Below are 16,829 nucleotides of genomic sequence, written 5' to 3'. Positions count from 1 at the left end.
GTTATTTCATGATGACAATAAGAGCTCGCTCGTCGATGAAATCGCGCTCGCCGTAAAGCTCATAGGTCATCTGTATTCTGGCCACGTAGGTGCCTTCTTGAATCGTAGCAGGGGGACTCCAGCCTTCATCAATGTTAAAGGTACGGAACATCAGGTTTCCTAAGCGGTCGTAAACTTCAACCCGGTATTCTATTGCATCACACACGAGCTCTGGCTTCCATTCATCGTTGTTTCCATCGCCATTCGGCGTGAAAGCCGTTGGAAGGTAAACATGGCATTTCTCGCAGTTAACCTCACTCACCTCTATGAAGTCTGTCCTGAAACAGGCTCCATCTAAGTAGGTGTATCCATACGTTCCAGGCTCGGATACAACACGCGTAGGGTCCGTAGATCCGTCGTCCCATTGTCCAGTTTCAACACGTAAAAGACTCAGGGTTAGGTCTTCATCTGGACAAATACCTGCGGAGCTAGGCAGCACTGCAGGTTGTGCTTCGTAAGGTATCAGCACAACATCATCAATCAGGTAATAGGACCATTTCCAAACCGTGGCGTCTGGATCGTCATTTGGATTGATGAGTTCCTTTGGAGTATCCTCATTTGTTCTGAAGTTTCCCAGAATCATGAAGCGCTCATACCCCGTTGCTGTAAATGTCATGCAGATTTGTGTCCACTCGCCAACCTCAGAGACAATCTCTGTTCCGTATATCGCATTGTCCGATTCGAGTACAAATTCGTTGTTGAAGTTGAGGTTTTCCCTTGTGCTGGTGAATAAGGCTCCCGGACCTTGAGTCGCATAAATCATAGCGTTGCTGGAGTACAACGTTTGAACCCAGAAGGAGAGCTGATAGGTCTGGCCCTGTGTAAGCGTTTGGGTCAATTCACCAATTGGATACCCCCTCGATTGATGAGGTTCAGCTGCCGAAGCTGGCCAGCCGTGCGTAGGGATGCCGATGCACCCTCTGCCGCTTCGTGGATCTCGGCTTCCCGCATTTCCACGACTTGAGCACTCGCCGTAATATTGAACGATCAGGTCTTGCCAATCTCCAGCATCCCCGAGCGTGTCCCAAGGGGCACAAATTTCGCTAAGCCGCCATGCGGGCAGCTCACAATCATCCGGTTCGAAACCACCATTCACCAGCAGGTTTTGCCCGCTAGAGTTTAACGTGAAGGTGAGCGCTAAGCATGTGATGAAAAGGAAACGTTTCATTTGGTGTTGCAATGTACCTCCTATTACGCTGAATTTCGGCTTGAGGTTCCTACCATTGAGTTAACGTTGCATTGAGACGAATAGGCGATGTGCTCACTCGTACAAAAGGTACTTCTCACGGACGAGTTTGAATTCGGACAATCCTTCTTCCCATGACTCACGAATTTGTGCCTCACTCCATCCATGTTCAATTTGCTTCTGAAGTTTTTCAGTTCCAGCGAGCAAGCGAAAGTAGTTGGTGAAGAAAGGCTCGTCGCCATTATATTGTCGGTGAGCTTCGAGCAACCAGAAGATGTACAACTTCTCGTAGTTGTGCATGAAATTCTCGCCGAATGAGGCTAGTTCCACGCCGTAGCACTCTTCATTTTCATACTTGGGATGCGGTGCCTCGGATCGACTTGTTGGAGTGAATGTCGTTCCCAAATCTTCAAACCAAGGAGCACCAAATTGTTGGAACGGTAAATCAGTTCCTCGTCCGATGCTCACAACCGTTCCTTCAAATAAGCAGAGGGAAGGGTATAGCATGATGGACGCTTGATTGGGAAGGTTAGGCGAGGGCGCAACCGGCAGTTCGTATACCGATTCGTGTGTGTAGTTATTGCAAACAAAAACGGATAGGTCGAGCTTTTTTGAGTCCTTAATCCATCCCTCACCCTTTACCATGGCTGCATACTCTCCAACCGTCATTCCGTGTGCAATGGGAACGGGGTGTAGTCCTACAAAGGAGGTGAATTCTGGTTCTAGAATGGGACCGTCAATCAAGTTGCCATGGGGGTTTGGACGATCGAGAATATAGAAAGGAATTCCGTTTTCGGCGCAAGCCTCCATTACGTAGGTCATGGTGGAAATGTAAGTGTAGAATCGCACGCCAACATCTTGAATATCGAAGAGCACAAGATCGACATCAGCTACTTCCGACGGAGCCGGCTTCTTGTGATTTCCATAGAGCGATACGAGCGGAATGCCTGTTTTTTCGTCAATTTCGGAACTCACATGTTCGCCTGCAGCGGCCTTCCCTCTAAATCCATGTTCGGGAGAAAACACACGCTTAATCGTCACATTGTTCGCTACTAAGAAATCCACGAGATGTGTTTCTCCTACGCGAGAAGTGTTGTTGGCCACTACGGCGATGGTCTTTCCTTCGAGTTTTGGGAGCCACAGATCGGGAATATCAGCTGCAGGCGTAGGAGACTGAGCCCATCCGGTGATGCCCAGAATCCATGTGAACAGAATCAGGGTTAGGAATGGCATTTGTCTATCTTTAGCCTCGAAAATTGTATTCATGCGCTGGGAGTGGTTCATTGCCAAGAGATTGGTTCGTTCGGAAAATTCCAAAGACTCAATTACGGGTCCGGTTATTACCGTTTCCATAACGGCCATTGCACTCGGAATGGTATTGATGATCATCGCGGTTGCAACGGGAGTCGGACTTCAAGAGCGAATCAAAGATAAGATTATTGGCTTCTCCGGGCATATTCAAATTCAACCGTACGATTCGAACATTTCGTACGAGGATAAGGCCATCTCCACCAAGATTGAATTCTATCCTGATATTCAGAAACTTGACGGATTCACACATATTCAACGCACGGCCTCCAAAGCCGGAATTCTCACTTCTGAGGATGACTTCGAAGGCATTGCACTCAAGGGTGTAGGTCCGGAATACGATTGGACATTTTTCGAAGATGCCATGGAATATGGTGTTATCCCCAGCTTTCGCGATTCAGTGGAAAGCGATAGCATCTTGCTTTCGCGGAGCACGGCAAACCGATTAAAGATTGATACGGGAGATGAGGTGGTGGTCTACTTCATTCGCGACAACAATCGTCCGCCGCTCACCAGATACCTCATGGTTTCAGGAATTTACAATACGGGACTGGAGGAATTCGACCGCCTGTATGTACTGTGTGATTTGAATTTAATTCGCGGTTTAAACGATTGGCATGCCGATGAGGTAGGTAAGATGGAGGTCTTTATTGATGATTTTGATGAGATTACCCCACAAACCACTCAGTTGCGTGAAGCTTTGCCCTTTCATCTAAACGCCGTATCCGTCCTACAGGAGAATCCACAACTCTTCAAATGGCTTGAGCTTTTTGATGTGAATATGTTCCTGATTATTGGGATTATGCTCGTAGTGGCTACCATCAACATGATTGGTGCCTTGCTGATATTGATCTTGGAGCGCACGAGAATGATTGGCATTGTTAAGTCGCTTGGAGGAAGTGACCGCAAGATTCGACGGATCTTTCTATATCAAAGTGGATATTTGATTTTACGCGGACTTTTCTGGGGAAATTTGATTGGCATAGGAATTTGCCTTGCCCAGCATTATTGGGGCTTTGTGAAGTTAGACCCATCTACGTACTACGTATCAGAGGCGCCCGTTTTGCTAGATCCATGGTTGATATTGGCCTTGAATCTGGGTACCTTAGTCATCTGCCTTGTTTCGATGATGGCGCCAAGTTATATCATCATGAGAATACGTCCGGCGAAAGCCTTGCGTTTCGATTGATAACCGAAATACCGACGAATGTCAAGTTCTCTCGATTTACATAGCATACGCGATTTTGAACGCCTCGATTTCTTGGCTCGACAAGTAGTTGAAGGTTTCATCACGGGGCTGCATCAAAGTCCATATCACGGCTTCTCGGTAGAATTTGCGGAGCACAGGTTGTACAATACGGGGGAATCAACCCGTCACATAGATTGGAAGCTCTATGCGCGAACAGACAAGATGTTTGTGAAGCGCTATGAAGAAGAGACCAACTTGCGTTGTCAGATTGTGCTTGACACCAGTGGGTCGATGTTATTTCCAGATCCAAAGGCCATTGGATTTGAGGAACCCAATAAGCTAGCATTTTCGGTTTATGGAGCGGCATCTTTGATGAATCTTTTGAGGAGGCAACGCGATGCGGTTGGACTTACGACCATCAATGAGAAGGTAGACTTGCATACGGAGGCGAAGACAAACCGGGCGCATCATCACATGTTGCTTACGGAATTGTCGAAGGTGATTACGGATACCTCTGAGAACAAATCGACGCATTTGGCGCCGCAGCTGCACGAATTGGCGGAGCGTCTGCATAGGAGGTCATTGGTCATCATTTTCAGTGACTTCTTGGAAAGAGCGGAGCAGGAGGGAGAGGAACTCTTTGAGGCTTTGCAGCACTTCCGGTACAACAAGCATGAGTTGGTACTCTTGCATGTGGAGGATGGGAAGTTGGAGAGGGAATTCGAATTTGGAAACAAGCCACACAGGTTTGTGGACTTGGAATCGGGGGAGGAATTGAAGCTCCATCCTGAAGAGGTTAGGGAGGAGTACAAGAAGGTCCGAAACAGTTTGATAAAGGAGATAGAACTCCGTTGTGGTCAATTTAAAATTGACTGGGTGGAGGCAAATATTCGTTTGGGATACAACCAGGTTTTGCTGCCTTACTTATTGAAGCGCAGAAAGTTGTATTAAATCTCGGCAATCGCCCGTCAGCCGTGGGATGCAGAAATTTCAAATTTTCTTGCCTCAACACTTGACAGGAATGAAAACCGTTGTATATTTGCCACCGCGTTACAGCAATGGAGCGCATGACATAACAACATTGGTGCGGTAGTTCAGTTGGTTAGAATATCGGCCTGTCACGCCGGGGGTCGCGGGTTCGAGTCCCGTCCGCACCGCAGAAGGGAAATCAGAAATGGTTTCCCTTTTTTTGTTGTTAGACACTATCCCTATTGACCAGAAATCGATCTGATGAGCACCTTCTAGGTTCCCACAAACACTTGGAAGAGTTGCACGATTAAACCGTTGGCTGAGTGCGCTTAGTATGAATGGAGTATCTTGTCATTATGTTCCGGATTGCTCTCTTTTTCAGCCTTGTTAGTTCCACTGTTTGGTCACAAACCGATTCGCTTGGTCTTGATCACGACCACGACCACGACAAGTTCATTCAAGATGTACACAACATCTATTTTAATTCTGATGAGGCGTATTTATTGGTACAATCCTGTGATTCTACTGGGTTAATCAATGATGAATCCTTGCGTTGTTTGACGGTGGACTCCTTGCAGGCTGACGGGACTTATAGACTATTGCTGGTCGACTTTGGAACGAAGAAAGGACTCGCTAACTATGCGTTCATATTGTTGGTTGAGCCTATAGCTATTGCGCCGTATCAAGATGTAATCACAGTAGATTATCAGCGACAGGTTCTGAGAGAAGTTTACTTTGGGATACGGGATAATATATTGCTTGAGTTGGGGGAGGAGATGGATAATGAGCCGAGGTGAAATGTGGTAGATGCGATTTGATAGGTTTCATTGAATCGACTAACCTGAGTTACATCGGAATTCACTTTTCGTACATTTAAGAAGAATCTCAACCGTCCTCTCCTTAATTCCCAATCTCCCATGCGCTCCCTTTTCTTAACGCTATCATTACTGCTGTCACTTTGCAGCCTCGCTCAATGGGACTGGTCAATTCGCGGTGGGTCATCAAATTCACTTCAACGGCCTTTAGATTATAATGATGTGAAGTTTCTTGAAACGGATAGAGCTGGAAATATCTATGTATTGGCTATAGTGGGAGGGGATGGATTGATGGTTGATTCTGTTTCGCTTACTGGCTATTCTGAAGTCGGTGTAAGTGCCACAGTTGATTTTATGCTCAGTAGTTTTACTCCAGACGGTCGTCACAGGTGGTCTAAAGTCATAGGTGGTAGAGATTATGATTTTGGTTATGCATTGAAAGCCGATAGCACCGATGGAATCTACGTTACGGGTTATGTGGAGAATGTGAAAAATAACCCTGTTGGTCCACCGAATACAGCTGTTCACTTTGATACTGACACCATCCTTCCCAGAATTCCTTACGATTCGAACTTCGCCTACATCGAAGATACCCTACGCCAGAGTATGTTCTTGTTGAAGTATGACACGGCAGGTACTTTTCAGTGGTTGGCAATGCCAGAACCGGATACCATGACTTTTGACCTTTCTACGTATCGTAACATAAGCTCATCTCTCGATTTAGATATAGCTCCAAATGGAAACCTTTTTTGGCTCTGTCACTTAAGTCCTGGAAAGTTCCGTTGGGAAACGGATAGTATTATTCCAACTCACGGCGTTTACGTGGTTGAGTATAGCCAGTCTGGTCAACAGATCTCACTGAGTCAACTCCAAATGCATTCAAGTAATGCTATTCATTTGTCGTATTACTGGGGAGGCGTAACTTTTTTTAAACGAAATCCTGTTTCTGGAGATTACGTTGTCGCAGGACGAAACATAGCCAAAAACACGAACGGCTGGATCACCATCGGCGGCGACACCCTTCAATCCGATTCTTACATCGCAAGCTTTTCAAGTTCTGGCCAATTGCAATGGTTGCATGAGAGCGCTGGTGTTGATGAAATGCAAATAGAGGCCCTTAATCTTGATCCTACAGGGAACATTTATATTACAGGTGCTGTGAAACGCAATACAATATTGGCTGGGCATATATATACCTCTCCCGTAGGAGCCGTTTCCCCTTTTGTTACCGCTTTAGACGCCACCGGTTCACATCTCTGGTCTAGCATGGCCGTTCCCGGTGGAATGTCTACAGGACAAGGTATAGAGGTCGTTGACGACGAAGTAGTCATTACAGGATACAGTGGTCAGATGTATTGGCCTTCACATGCTGATACTTTGAAAACTGCTCCGAATCAGGGTTATGATGGTTTTATTACGAGATTTGAGATATTGGATGGTTCCGTGATTTCGATGGATCGAACAGTGACCAATTTCGGGGGAGGCTCATGGGGCAACGCCATCACCGCTGGCCCAGCTAACACGTTCTACATTGGCGGTAACTTCGACCAAGGAATGTACATGGGGAACGATACCCTTTATAAAGTGGGCAGCCAGCGCAGCTTCTTCCTCACAAAATACCAATGCGATGTTCCGGAACCTAGCTTTAGCGTATCGGGGAACAACGACTCGAACAGTGTAACCCTTACCTATACTGGACCACTCGCCGATAGCGTACAGTGGTTTATGGGCGACGGAACACAGTATTGGGGAGATGTAGTTCAACACACCTATGGGGCTGATAGCGTGTACCGCATATGTGTGCGTGCCTACTTCGAATGCACGGATGTGATGATCTGCGACAGTATTCATGCAGGGTCAATTGGCATGCGAGAGGTTGTGGCAGACGACATAACGTTCTATCCAAACCCAACTACAGGTCAACTCACGATAGACGGCCTTCCAGAACCCGGAATTCTACGATTGTACAGCTTAGAAGGAACCCTCCTGAACTCTGAGGCGACAACGGAATCCACACACCACATGGAGCTGGGAAGCTATCCAGCCGGCGTGTATGTTTTGGAATATCACTCTAGAAAGGGAATAAGTACCTTTAGGAAGGTGATTGTGGAATAGCATTCGAATGACTGTAATTAGTTGTCGGCAGTTCATTTATTTTCAGAAATTATTGAAAATTAAATATTGAACCGTATATTTACCCCATGGAATATCAACAAGCAAAAGAGAGATTCATTCAAACCTGGGGCACGCTCGGCGCGCAGTGGGGGATAAATCGAACTATGGCGCAGGTTCACGCGCTCTTGTTGATCAGTCCTAAATCACTCACCACAGATGACGTGATGGAAGAACTCGGTGTTTCTCGCGGAAATGCCAACATGAATCTGCGCGGACTTGTAGATTGGGGATTGGTATACCGCGATATGCAAAAGGGAGATCGCAAAGACTACTTCCGTGCAGAGAAAGACCTTTGGGTGGTCGCAAAACGAATTGCTGATGAACGCAAGAAACGCGAACTGGATACCGTCAAAGACCAATTGACCATTCTCAAGCAAGTAGAAGGAAATAGCCCGGAAGTAGAGGAGTTCAAAAAGGTTATCAAGGACATCGATAATGTTACGAGCCAGGCACTGCAAGTCTTAGGCATGATGACCTCCGCTGCAGATAACTTCCTGATGAAGACCATCAGAAAACTTAAAGGCTAAATTTTTTTATCACAAACTTTCAAAAATTATTGAAAATTATGAATGCAGCAATCAGTTTGAATCGGAAACGAGTCAGCGTGATCTTCCAGGTGATTCTTGCGCTACTCACTATACTAGGTTTAATCTTCAAGCCGGATTTTGGCTCGACAACCTTCGCTATTCTCGCTGTTTATCAACCCTTGAGTTCTATTTACTATCGCGTAGTGATCAAGTCCGATCTCGGGGGAATGAGAGACGGGTACGACGTGGCGATCGGAATTATCGGATTGTACTATGGAATCAGCGCTGTAGGGCAATTCATCGGGACGCTAATTCATGATATTAGTGAGCTTGAAGAAGCACTAGCCTACATAATTCCAGCAGTCGTAGGACTATTATTATTGCTTCCCGTTCTCTTTCGAATTAAACAAACGGCGGATAGCACATTGAGAATATCCTTCATCTTTCTAGCCGTGATACTTGGCGCCATTGTTATTCCAGCAGCCGCCATGGGATATGAAACTGGCCTGATGATGATGTACTTCGGACTGTGGATCATGCTCTTAGCGGGTCCAATACTCGCCATTGTCTACATCGTCATCGAGAGTATTGAACTCAACAAGGCTCAATCAGCCAATACGCATCATCCACTGGATTTATAAATCATTTCAACTATGAATTGGATTATCGCCGGAGGTACCGGATTTCTGGGATCAGAACTCTCACTATACCTCACTCATTTGGGATATAATGTCACGGTTCTTACTCGTGAACATCGCGAAGATCAGCACGGCATTCATTATGTACAATGGAATCCCGTCGATATTGATTCCTTGACGCGTCTTATAGATGGCGCTGACGTTCTGGTGAATCTCTGTGGTTTAAGTGTGGATACGCGCTATACGAAGCCTAATAAGCAGAAGCTCTATGCGAGCAGGATAGATTCAACACGTGCACTCGGACAAGCCACTCGCAAGTGTGACTCTCCACCTCCAGTAGTGCTTCAGATGAGTACCGCAACGATTTACCGCGATTCTACCACAAATTATTGGGATGAAAATGGCGAGCATGGAACCGGTTTCAGCGTAGACCTCGCGACGAAATGGGAGGAGGAAGCGCGTCTCCACTTCGAGGAAACGAGCAGGTTAGTTTTACTGCGCACGGCCATTGTACTCGGAAGAACTGGCGGAGCTTATCCGCCTATGCGTCAATTGTCGCTCTTCGGCTTCAGAGGCTTCGGTGGTCGCGCCCTCAAGTTCTCTTGGATTCACGTTCACGACTTCTGTAAGGCGGTCCTCCACTGCGCGAAATCTCAGCTCTCAGGTCCAGTAAATCTCGCATCACAACCCACAACCGTAGAGGAGTTCATGCGCACCACATCGCGAGCTCAAGGTGGTTTATCGCTCCTCAAAATGCCGGAATGGATGGTCCAATTTGGGTCAATCCTGCTCAAGACGGAACCGGAACTCTTGCTAAAAAGCCGCAACGTGCTCGGCAAGAAGCTTCGTCATTCTGGTTTCGAATACCGTTATCCGCACATTGTTGATGCGGTCAATGCTCTAGAAAGGTCCCAACCTTCGCAAAAAGCTTCAGTTAATGGTCGATATGATTGGTTAGGAACCGAAGTGTAAGTAAACGTTTGTACCCGTTTGTTCTACGACTCTTGTGAATTGTCCTTCGGATATTAGTCCCAGGCGGGGGCTCGGGGGCCCCCAAGGTTAGAGGGAGAGGGGGAATCGACTACCACGGGTTAAAACCCTGTGGTAATCGAAGGTATGTCCTTGGGGTATGCCTCCAATTGGCACGCGGCTTCAGCCCTTGCTCCACGAAATTGAGGGTTGGAGGTTCCGACCGTAGGGAGGAATCCCGAGAGGCGAAGCCATTCGGGAGTCAGAGGGTCGGACAGTAGAGCTAAATTCAACGCAAGGACCTTAGTAAATACATCCAATTGGCACGCGGCTTCAGCCCTTGCTCTCCGAATGGATTTATCCGATCCTTGAACAACTCCTGCTTTTCCTCCGCCGTCAGGCGGAGAATCCTTTCATTCACCGACAGGTGAAGGATCCTTTCTTCCGCCGGTAGGCGGAGGACCCTTTTCCAGTCGTCAGACTGGGAACCTTTCGCTGACGCAGGAAGCAATCCTACTCCACCTTCACACCCTTCCAAAACGCCACGTAGTCCTTAATCTGGCTCGCTGCGTCTTTTGGAGTCGGGTAGTACCAAGCCGCATCTACGTTCTGTTCGCCATCCACTTCAATCGTGTAGTAAGAGGCGGTTCCCTTCCACGGACAAACCGTGTGGGTATCTGTTTTTGAGAAGAATTCGTCTACAATCGAATTCGGTGGAAAGTAGTGGTTGTTCTCAATGATAATCGTGTCATCGCTCTCCGCGATCACTTTGCCATTCCATACTGCTTTCATCTTTGTTGATTTTATGATTTGTGCGGACGCCAAAGCGTGTCCACGAAATAGTGCTTGCAATCCAAGAAGTTTTCGGCGACATCAAAACCAGAGGCCTGGGCGAGCTTTTCAAGCTGATTCAAACTGTATTTCTTCGAGATTTCCGTGTGAACTTCTTCCCACGCCTCAAAAGAATAGGTTTCATCAAGTGCCTCGATATAAACCTCCTGCGGTTTTGTTGAAACGAGATAGCTCCGCGCTTCGCCCGATTGAGGGTCGTATGTCGGATGATGCATCCAGTACCTCTCATCGAAGTTTGCACCAATTTCAACATTGAGCCTACGCAATAAGTTCATATTGAATTCCTTCGTGATGCCATGCGGGTCGTTATACGCCTTTAGAATGACCGAAGGATCCTTTTTTAAATCTACGCCCATCAGCAGCTGATCGTCTTCACGCATACCGTCTCGTAGCTTTTGGAGGAAACGTGTAGCGCGTTCTTCGTTGTAATTGCCAATGGTACTTCCGAGAAAGAGGAATACGTTCCGACCTTCGAACTTGCCAATTCTCTGATTCAGTAGTTCGAAGTAGTCTCCTGCGAGTAATTCGATGTTCAAATCCGGAAGTTCCTTGAGCACTTCTTCCTTTAGTTCCTCTAGGATTCCGGCTGAAATATCAACTGGACAATACGTGAAATCCACGCCCTTCTCTTGAAAGTGTCGCAGTAGAACGCGGGTTTTGCTGCCATCTCCTGCACCTAATTCAATGAGGTTAAACGGACGTTTGTTCGGGGCAATGGTATTGAGAATATTATCCGCTTGCGTCTGAAATATTTCAAACTCGCAATCGGTAAGGTAATACTCCGGCATTGCCATTATGGACTGAAAAAGCTTGTCGCCTGCATCGTCGTAAAAGTACTTCGAGGGCAGTGTGCGGGGAGAGGAGGTGAGTCCGTCTCTTACGTCTTTCGCTATTTTACTTAGTTCGGTGATTGTTGACATGTTCAGGGTTATGTGTCACTCGCTAAGCGCAGACCACTGTACTGCCAACGCAAAGGTGCATGAAAGAAGTTTCTATATGTTTTTCTGGCATGGTTTGGGGATGTGGCGATGGACGAACCCCGCAGCACCATTTGGTTCACCATGAATTTCCCATTGTATTCGCCAACCGCACCGGGTGGCTTTTTGTAGCCCGGGTAGGCGAGATAGGCACTGTTTGTCCATTCCCAAACACTACCCCACGAGAAGTTGTCACTTGCGACCTCCCATTCAAATTCTGTGGGCAATCGACGTCCCTTCCAGGCCGCAAATGCCGAAGCTTCATAAAAGCTCAAATGTTGCATTACTTCATTGCCTAGGATAGGTTTGCGTCCGGCCAAAGTGAAGTGCGTGTAGCCGCTGTCTTCTACCTTCCAATACATGGGAAGTTTGACCTTTTCATCCTGAACCCACGCCCAACCTTCGTCGTGCCAGAAGTTGAAGTCTGAATAGCCTCCAGCTTCAATAAATTCAATAAACTCCCCTGTGGTTACTGGGGTAGAAGCAATCTTGAACCGATTCAAATAAACCTGGTGACGCGCATATTCATTGTCGAAAGCGAAACCCTCGCCATCGTGACCAATAGGATACATCCCGGCATGAATTTCAATCCATTCGCGCTCTTCATTTATAATGGCTTTTCCATCCGGAATTAGAGGTGTTTTTGAATAAACCGGATCAAAGGGCTGCACGCTTAAACCGAGTTTGATATCCGTAAGTAAAAGCTCTTGATGCTGCTGTTCGTGGTGGAGGCCAATCTCGATGAGAGACCGAATTTGCTCGCTGGGATTGTTTGAAATGAGCTCACGCATGTGATAATCTACATGAGCGCGGTAAGCCATTATTTCATCGACATAGGGGCGTGTTAACCAACCGCGACGATCCCGCTGCTGGCGTTCGCCCATGGTTTGGTAATAACTGTTGAAGAAGAAGGGAAAACGCTTGTCGAAAATCTTGTAGTCGGGTAGATTCTCCTTCAAAATAAAGGTTTCAAAAAACCAAGAGGTATGTGCGAGGTGCCATTTGGGCGGACTACCATATACGTAGGGTTGCATTCCGAAATCTTCCGTGGCCAACGGCTCACATATCTTTTCAGAAAGCTCTCTAACCGAGAGGTAGCGTTCGAGTTTGCTCATATTGTTTTAGACGTTCGTGGTCTAGAATACTTTCTCATAAGGTTTCTCCGGAACCTTTTCCCAATGTTCGTGAGGCACATCCATCAAGTGAAGCACATTCTCACGAATCGTATTGGCGATTAGGCCCGTTGGAAGGTCGTTACAGTCCAATCCAAATGGATCTTCGATTTCTTCTCCCATCATCTCTACACCGATAAAGGCGAAGAAGACAAACATCACCGCCGGAATGGTCCAGAATCCCAACGTCGTAAGCATGGCAAACGGAAGCAGAAGTCCATAAGCCGTAATGAAAACCTTCAAGTACACATTGTAGCTGAAGGGAATTGGGGTTTTCTTGATTCGCTCACAGGCGCCCAAAATGTCGAGCAATGCTTTGTGCATCAGGTGTGAATTTCGAAGGTCTTCGCCCGTAATTCTCCCATCCTTGTACGCGTCGTGTATGGTCTGATAGATTTGCTTGGAGATGTGATTGGGGACGTGGCTTTTGGACTTATACAATGCAATTTCCTCATCGCTTAGACCCTTGAGTTCTTCAACGACGGTTCCTGAGCGCAAGTGCTCTACAAAGGCCAAGCAGAAGTTTCCGATGTCTCTCGCAATTATCATCTTCGTCATCTTATCATTTTGAGGAAGGTGAACATCGCAATAGATGGCCAGATTTCGACAGTTGTTTACCAAAGCACCCCATTGCTTTCTACCTTCCCACCAACGATCGTAAGCGCTGTTCGTACGGAATACGAGAAGGATGGAAAGAACGATTCCCAGGAGGGAAAAGAGTCCAGAAACTTCGCGCAACGACCATTCGTAGATGTAGTTGTGTACGAGTGTTACGACAAGGGTGTAGGCACCAATCATCAGTACCGCGCGCATCACTTTAATCATGGTCCAGGAACGCGCGAGGTGACCAATATCCTTGAACCAGTGCTGGTTCGGAGTGTAAATAATCATACTTCGTTCAGATATCTATGGACAAAACTTACCGACATAGCGCCTTCGCCTACGGCAGAGGCCACGCGGTTCATAGCTCCGCTGCGAACATCACCCGCAGCAAATACTCCTGGAATGTTTGTCTCGAGCGGGTAGGGGTCGCGCTCAAGCTTCCAAGTTTGCTTGAATTCATCCAAATTCAGGAGATCGCCTCCCGTTTTTAAAAATCCTTTTTCATCTCGGATGATGGGCAAGTCAATCCAATCAGTAAAGGGTTTCGCTCCAATGAATATGAAAAGCGCCTGAGCTTCAAAATCAAGCTTTGCGTCATTGTCCAAATCCTTGAATACTAAGCCTTCCAGATGTCCATCTCCCTTAGCTTCTACCAATTCCTTACGGCCGATTACTTCAATATTGTCAATGGCATCAATCTGATCAATCAAATAGCTACTCATGCTAGAGGTAAGGTCCGGCCTGCGAATGACAATACGAACCTTGCGCGCAAATCGACTTAAATACACCGCACCTTGACCAGCAGAGTTGCCGCCACCAATCACGAATACGTCCTTATTCGTGCAGGTCGTAGCTTCCGTAGTAGCCGCTCCGTAGTATATTCCTGCTCCGGTAAGATTTTTTACGCCTGGTGTGTCGAGTTGTCGGTAACTCACACCCGTTGTAATGATTACCGATTTCGCGTGAATGCACTTTCCGCCCGAAAGGTTTAAGGTTTTCAGTGGAGTGCCAATGGTGATGTTCTCAACTTGAGAAGGGGAGAGGAATTCTGTGCCGAAACGCGTGGCCTGCGTAATGGCTCTACGCGCCAAGTCTTGTCCAGATAAGCCTTTCGGAAAACCGAGGTAGTTTTCAATTCTCGAGCTTGTTCCAGCCTGACCTCCAGGGGCGTGTTTTTCGATGAGTACGGTCTCCAATCCTTCTGAACCACCGTAAACACCTGCGGCCAATCCGGCAGGACCAGCACCGATGATGGCCACATCGTACACCTCATTCGACGCACTTGAATTCAATCCGAGTCTTTGTGCAACATCCGGCAATTCTGGCTGATGGATGTGGCTGCCATCTTCAAAGAAAATGAATGGACCTTGGCCTTCTAGTTTGTTGATAGATAGAAGTTCAGCCGCTGCTGTAGATTCCTTGTCAATCCAGTGATAGGGAAACAGGTTCGACGAGAGAAAGTCTTTGATTTTGTGACTTCTAGGGTCGTATTGCGTTCCAATAACTCGAAGTCCTGATCGAATTTGATTTCTTCCCGCATTCCACTCGTCCAAAAGGTCATCCAAAACAGGGTAGAGCTTTTCTTCGGGTGGGTCCCATGGTTTTAACAAGTAATAGTCGAGTTCGGCTTCGTTGATAGCGCGAATGGCTGCATCGGTATCCGAATAGGCCGTCAGCAATACGCGCTTGGCTTTCGGAAAAACTTCCCGAGCCTTCGACAAAAACTCCACTCCAAGCATGTCTGGCATTCGTTGATCGCTCAAAAACAGGGCAATTTCTGCCCCTTGGTTTTTGAGTTCGCTTAAGGCCGACTCCGCTTCAAGCACGGAAATGGAGGTAAGTACACGGTATTCGGCGTTGTATTTCTTACGCAAATCGCGTTGTATCGCTCGACTTACCTGAGGGTCGTCGTCTACCGCAAATATGTAAGGTTTCGCTGTGTTCATTATTTCGCAAAGGCAATCGTAAATTCTGTGTTGCCAGGTTGAGTTTCTACACGGATGTCCGCGTGATGTTGATCTAATATTTTCTTGACAATGTCTAGCCCGAGTCCTGTTCCCTTACCTTGAGGTTTCGTGGTGTAAAACGGCTCGAAAATGTGCGTTTTAACGTCATCCGGAATACCCGGACCTGAGTCCTTAATCCGCACTCTCACATAGTTGTCGTCCGATTCTGTGGAAATCGTGAGCGTACCTCCATTGTCCTCCATGGCGTCCAGTGCATTGTCAATGATGTTTGTCCACACCTGATTGAGTTCGCCCGGCAAACCGAGTACTGTTGGAGCGTCGCCGTTCATGTTCTCCTCAATCTTCACCTTGTTTTTTCGGGCTTTGTGCGCGAGCATGGTGACGGTTGACCTCAGTCCGTCCTGGATATCCACCCGTTGGCGATCTCCATCACGGTCCATGTAAGAGTAGCGTTTGATAGAGCTCACGAGCGAGCCTATGCGCTTTGAGGCTTCCTCAATTTCGCCGACCATTTTCACAATTCGAAGCTGGTCATCAATCCATTTAAGGGTGGGAGGAAGGCTAGCTTGACCTGTGAGTTGGTACATTTGTTCGAGGTCGGCTGTACTGAACCCGAACTCAACCAAATGCTCGGCGTAATCGAAGCCATTTGGCTCTCCATGTGCTTCCAGCCAATCGGCAACGTCTTCTTCTTTGCCGTTTCGTTCCATCATGGAAAGTTTGGGAGGCTCGGCATCTAGTTTGGAAACAAGAATTTCTTGAATGCCATCGACCTCTTCTTCCTTGAGTTGAACTTTTAATAGCTTTTTGAAACTCTCAGGTGCTCGCCTGAGCTGTGATGCAAGTTCACCTGCGCTGCGTACCATAGCGCTTGACGGGTTGTTCAGTTCGTGGGCTAGACCCGCGCTTAGCTTTCCCAAAGCCATCAGCTTCTCATTCTGAACTTGCATTTGAGTGAAGTTCCGAACGCGGCTAGTCATGAGATGCACAAGCGAACGCGTGAGTTCAAAATGATTCGAAATCATTTCTCTGAAGCAATCTTTGTGCAGTCGAAACACACATGACTCTTCCATCGCCTCACCATAGCCACTTGCTTCTTTTAGTCGAGAATAAGGGAGTTGACTCGTAATCTCACCAGGTTCGAATTCGGTGAAGAACTTTCGACCTCTATCGGTAATCTGATACACTTCAAACTTTCCCTCAATGATGATGCTCATGTGTTGGGATGCTTCGCCTTTCTTGAACAGAAACTCTCCGGGTTGGTATGTGGTGACCTCTCCACATCCTATCATCCACTCGATAGACTCCCGAGGGACTTCGCTAAAAACTTCTAAATCAGAGAGGAAGGTGAGTAAATCTGTCTGCATTAGGCGGTTGGTTTATCACTTGAATATAGAAACAATAAATGAGAAAAGGCGAGCCTTAGCCCGCCTTCTCCATTTG

At 47.1% G+C, this 16,829-nt stretch carries 15 protein-coding genes and 1 tRNA gene; 8 read left to right on the top strand and 8 right to left on the bottom strand.

Annotation, left to right across the window (positions count from 1 at the left end):
* Position 1: 1 nt before the first annotated feature.
* Both F8C67_RS08630 and F8C67_RS08625 read right to left on the bottom strand, forming a co-directional pair.
* Entirely contained in the window at positions 2-1,207 is a 1,206-nt protein-coding gene (locus F8C67_RS08630; RefSeq protein ID WP_151667436.1) for a T9SS type B sorting domain-containing protein, read from the bottom strand.
* A gap of 93 nt (positions 1,208-1,300) precedes the next feature.
* Positions 1,301-2,491, bottom strand: a complete 1,191-nt coding sequence (locus F8C67_RS08625) for an exo-beta-N-acetylmuramidase NamZ family protein (protein ID WP_170266414.1) — start codon at positions 2,489-2,491, stop codon at positions 1,301-1,303.
* Here F8C67_RS08625 and F8C67_RS08620 point away from each other — a divergent pair.
* The 8 genes from F8C67_RS08620 to F8C67_RS08585 all read left to right on the top strand — a co-directional run bounded on the left by F8C67_RS08620 (position 2,490) and on the right by F8C67_RS08585 (position 9,818).
* The gene (locus F8C67_RS08620) at positions 2,490-3,722 is read left to right on the top strand and encodes an ABC transporter permease (RefSeq protein ID WP_170266413.1); all 1,233 of its coding nucleotides are present in this window, start codon (positions 2,490-2,492) and stop codon (positions 3,720-3,722) included. The genes F8C67_RS08625 and F8C67_RS08620 overlap by 2 nt on opposite strands.
* Before the next feature lie 18 nt (positions 3,723-3,740).
* Positions 3,741-4,673 (top strand): DUF58 domain-containing protein, encoded by a 933-nt coding sequence (locus tag F8C67_RS08615; protein ID WP_151667433.1) that lies wholly within the window; start codon positions 3,741-3,743, stop codon positions 4,671-4,673.
* A gap of 132 nt (positions 4,674-4,805) precedes the next feature.
* Positions 4,806-4,879 (top strand) — tRNA-Asp (locus F8C67_RS08610).
* Between the two features lie 168 nt (positions 4,880-5,047).
* Positions 5,048-5,488 (top strand): hypothetical protein, encoded by a 441-nt coding sequence (locus F8C67_RS08605; RefSeq protein WP_170266412.1) that lies wholly within the window; start codon positions 5,048-5,050, stop codon positions 5,486-5,488.
* A 240-nt stretch (positions 5,489-5,728) separates the two neighbouring features.
* Entirely contained in the window at positions 5,729-7,621 is a 1,893-nt protein-coding gene (locus F8C67_RS08600; protein ID WP_223277542.1) for a T9SS type A sorting domain-containing protein, read from the top strand.
* Between the two features lie 86 nt (positions 7,622-7,707).
* Entirely contained in the window at positions 7,708-8,208 is a 501-nt protein-coding gene (locus F8C67_RS08595; RefSeq protein ID WP_151667430.1) for a GbsR/MarR family transcriptional regulator, read from the top strand.
* Positions 8,209-8,246: 38 nt separating this feature from the next.
* Positions 8,247-8,849, top strand: a complete 603-nt coding sequence (locus F8C67_RS08590) for a hypothetical protein (protein WP_151667429.1) — start codon at positions 8,247-8,249, stop codon at positions 8,847-8,849.
* A 12-nt stretch (positions 8,850-8,861) separates the two neighbouring features.
* A complete protein-coding gene (locus tag F8C67_RS08585) occupies positions 8,862-9,818 on the top strand; it encodes a TIGR01777 family oxidoreductase (RefSeq protein ID WP_151667428.1) in 957 nt (318 codons plus the stop codon).
* 510 nt (positions 9,819-10,328) lie between these two features.
* Here the strand turns inward: F8C67_RS08585 and F8C67_RS08580 are convergent.
* The 6 genes from F8C67_RS08580 to F8C67_RS08555 are packed head-to-tail and all read right to left on the bottom strand — an operon-like array spanning position 10,329 to position 16,753.
* Positions 10,329-10,607, bottom strand: a complete 279-nt coding sequence (locus F8C67_RS08580; protein WP_151667427.1) for a DUF427 domain-containing protein — start codon at positions 10,605-10,607, stop codon at positions 10,329-10,331.
* Positions 10,608-10,618: 11 nt separating this feature from the next.
* A complete protein-coding gene (egtD, locus tag F8C67_RS08575; protein WP_151667426.1) occupies positions 10,619-11,587 on the bottom strand; it encodes an L-histidine N(alpha)-methyltransferase in 969 nt (322 codons plus the stop codon).
* Between the two features lie 8 nt (positions 11,588-11,595).
* Positions 11,596-12,759 (bottom strand): ergothioneine biosynthesis protein EgtB, encoded by a 1,164-nt coding sequence (egtB, locus tag F8C67_RS08570; protein WP_151667425.1) that lies wholly within the window; start codon positions 12,757-12,759, stop codon positions 11,596-11,598.
* 21 nt (positions 12,760-12,780) lie between these two features.
* Positions 12,781-13,707 carry a bestrophin family protein gene (locus F8C67_RS08565; RefSeq protein WP_151667424.1) on the bottom strand — a complete coding sequence of 309 codons (927 nt, stop codon included), beginning with the start codon at positions 13,705-13,707 and terminating at the stop codon, positions 12,781-12,783.
* Positions 13,704-15,365 carry an FAD-dependent oxidoreductase gene (locus tag F8C67_RS08560; RefSeq protein WP_151667423.1) on the bottom strand — a complete coding sequence of 554 codons (1,662 nt, stop codon included), beginning with the start codon at positions 15,363-15,365 and terminating at the stop codon, positions 13,704-13,706. Before F8C67_RS08560 ends, F8C67_RS08565 begins: the two co-directional genes overlap by 4 nt.
* The gene (locus tag F8C67_RS08555; RefSeq protein WP_151667422.1) at positions 15,365-16,753 is read right to left on the bottom strand and encodes an ATP-binding protein; all 1,389 of its coding nucleotides are present in this window, start codon (positions 16,751-16,753) and stop codon (positions 15,365-15,367) included. Before F8C67_RS08555 ends, F8C67_RS08560 begins: the two co-directional genes overlap by 1 nt.
* Between the last annotated feature and the right edge of the window lie 76 nt (positions 16,754-16,829).

This window comes from Phaeocystidibacter luteus, from assembly GCF_008933115.1.
GTDB classification, from domain to species: Bacteria; Bacteroidota; Bacteroidia; order Flavobacteriales; family Schleiferiaceae; genus Phaeocystidibacter; species Phaeocystidibacter luteus.
This window is presented reverse-complemented; position numbering and strand designations above follow the sequence as displayed.

Coding starts and splice junctions, on each gene's coding strand:
- F8C67_RS08595 (WP_151667430.1), top strand. CDS start 7,708: ATGGAATATCAACAAGCAAAAGAGAGATTCATTCAAACCTGGGGCACG.
- F8C67_RS08565 (WP_151667424.1), bottom strand. CDS start 13,707: ATGATTATTTACACTCCGAACCAGCACTGGTTCAAGGATATTGGTCAC.
- F8C67_RS08630 (WP_151667436.1), bottom strand. CDS start 1,207: ATGAAACGTTTCCTTTTCATCACATGCTTAGCGCTCACCTTCACGTTA.
- F8C67_RS08615 (WP_151667433.1), top strand. CDS start 3,741: ATGTCAAGTTCTCTCGATTTACATAGCATACGCGATTTTGAACGCCTC.
- egtB (WP_151667425.1), bottom strand. CDS start 12,759: ATGAGCAAACTCGAACGCTACCTCTCGGTTAGAGAGCTTTCTGAAAAG.
- F8C67_RS08555 (WP_151667422.1), bottom strand. CDS start 16,753: ATGCAGACAGATTTACTCACCTTCCTCTCTGATTTAGAAGTTTTTAGC.
- F8C67_RS08560 (WP_151667423.1), bottom strand. CDS start 15,365: ATGAACACAGCGAAACCTTACATATTTGCGGTAGACGACGACCCTCAG.
- F8C67_RS08605 (WP_170266412.1), top strand. CDS start 5,048: ATGTTCCGGATTGCTCTCTTTTTCAGCCTTGTTAGTTCCACTGTTTGG.
- F8C67_RS08625 (WP_170266414.1), bottom strand. CDS start 2,491: ATGAATACAATTTTCGAGGCTAAAGATAGACAAATGCCATTCCTAACC.
- egtD (WP_151667426.1), bottom strand. CDS start 11,587: ATGTCAACAATCACCGAACTAAGTAAAATAGCGAAAGACGTAAGAGAC.
- F8C67_RS08590 (WP_151667429.1), top strand. CDS start 8,247: ATGAATGCAGCAATCAGTTTGAATCGGAAACGAGTCAGCGTGATCTTC.
- F8C67_RS08585 (WP_151667428.1), top strand. CDS start 8,862: ATGAATTGGATTATCGCCGGAGGTACCGGATTTCTGGGATCAGAACTC.
- F8C67_RS08620 (WP_170266413.1), top strand. CDS start 2,490: ATGCGCTGGGAGTGGTTCATTGCCAAGAGATTGGTTCGTTCGGAAAAT.
- F8C67_RS08580 (WP_151667427.1), bottom strand. CDS start 10,607: ATGAAAGCAGTATGGAATGGCAAAGTGATCGCGGAGAGCGATGACACG.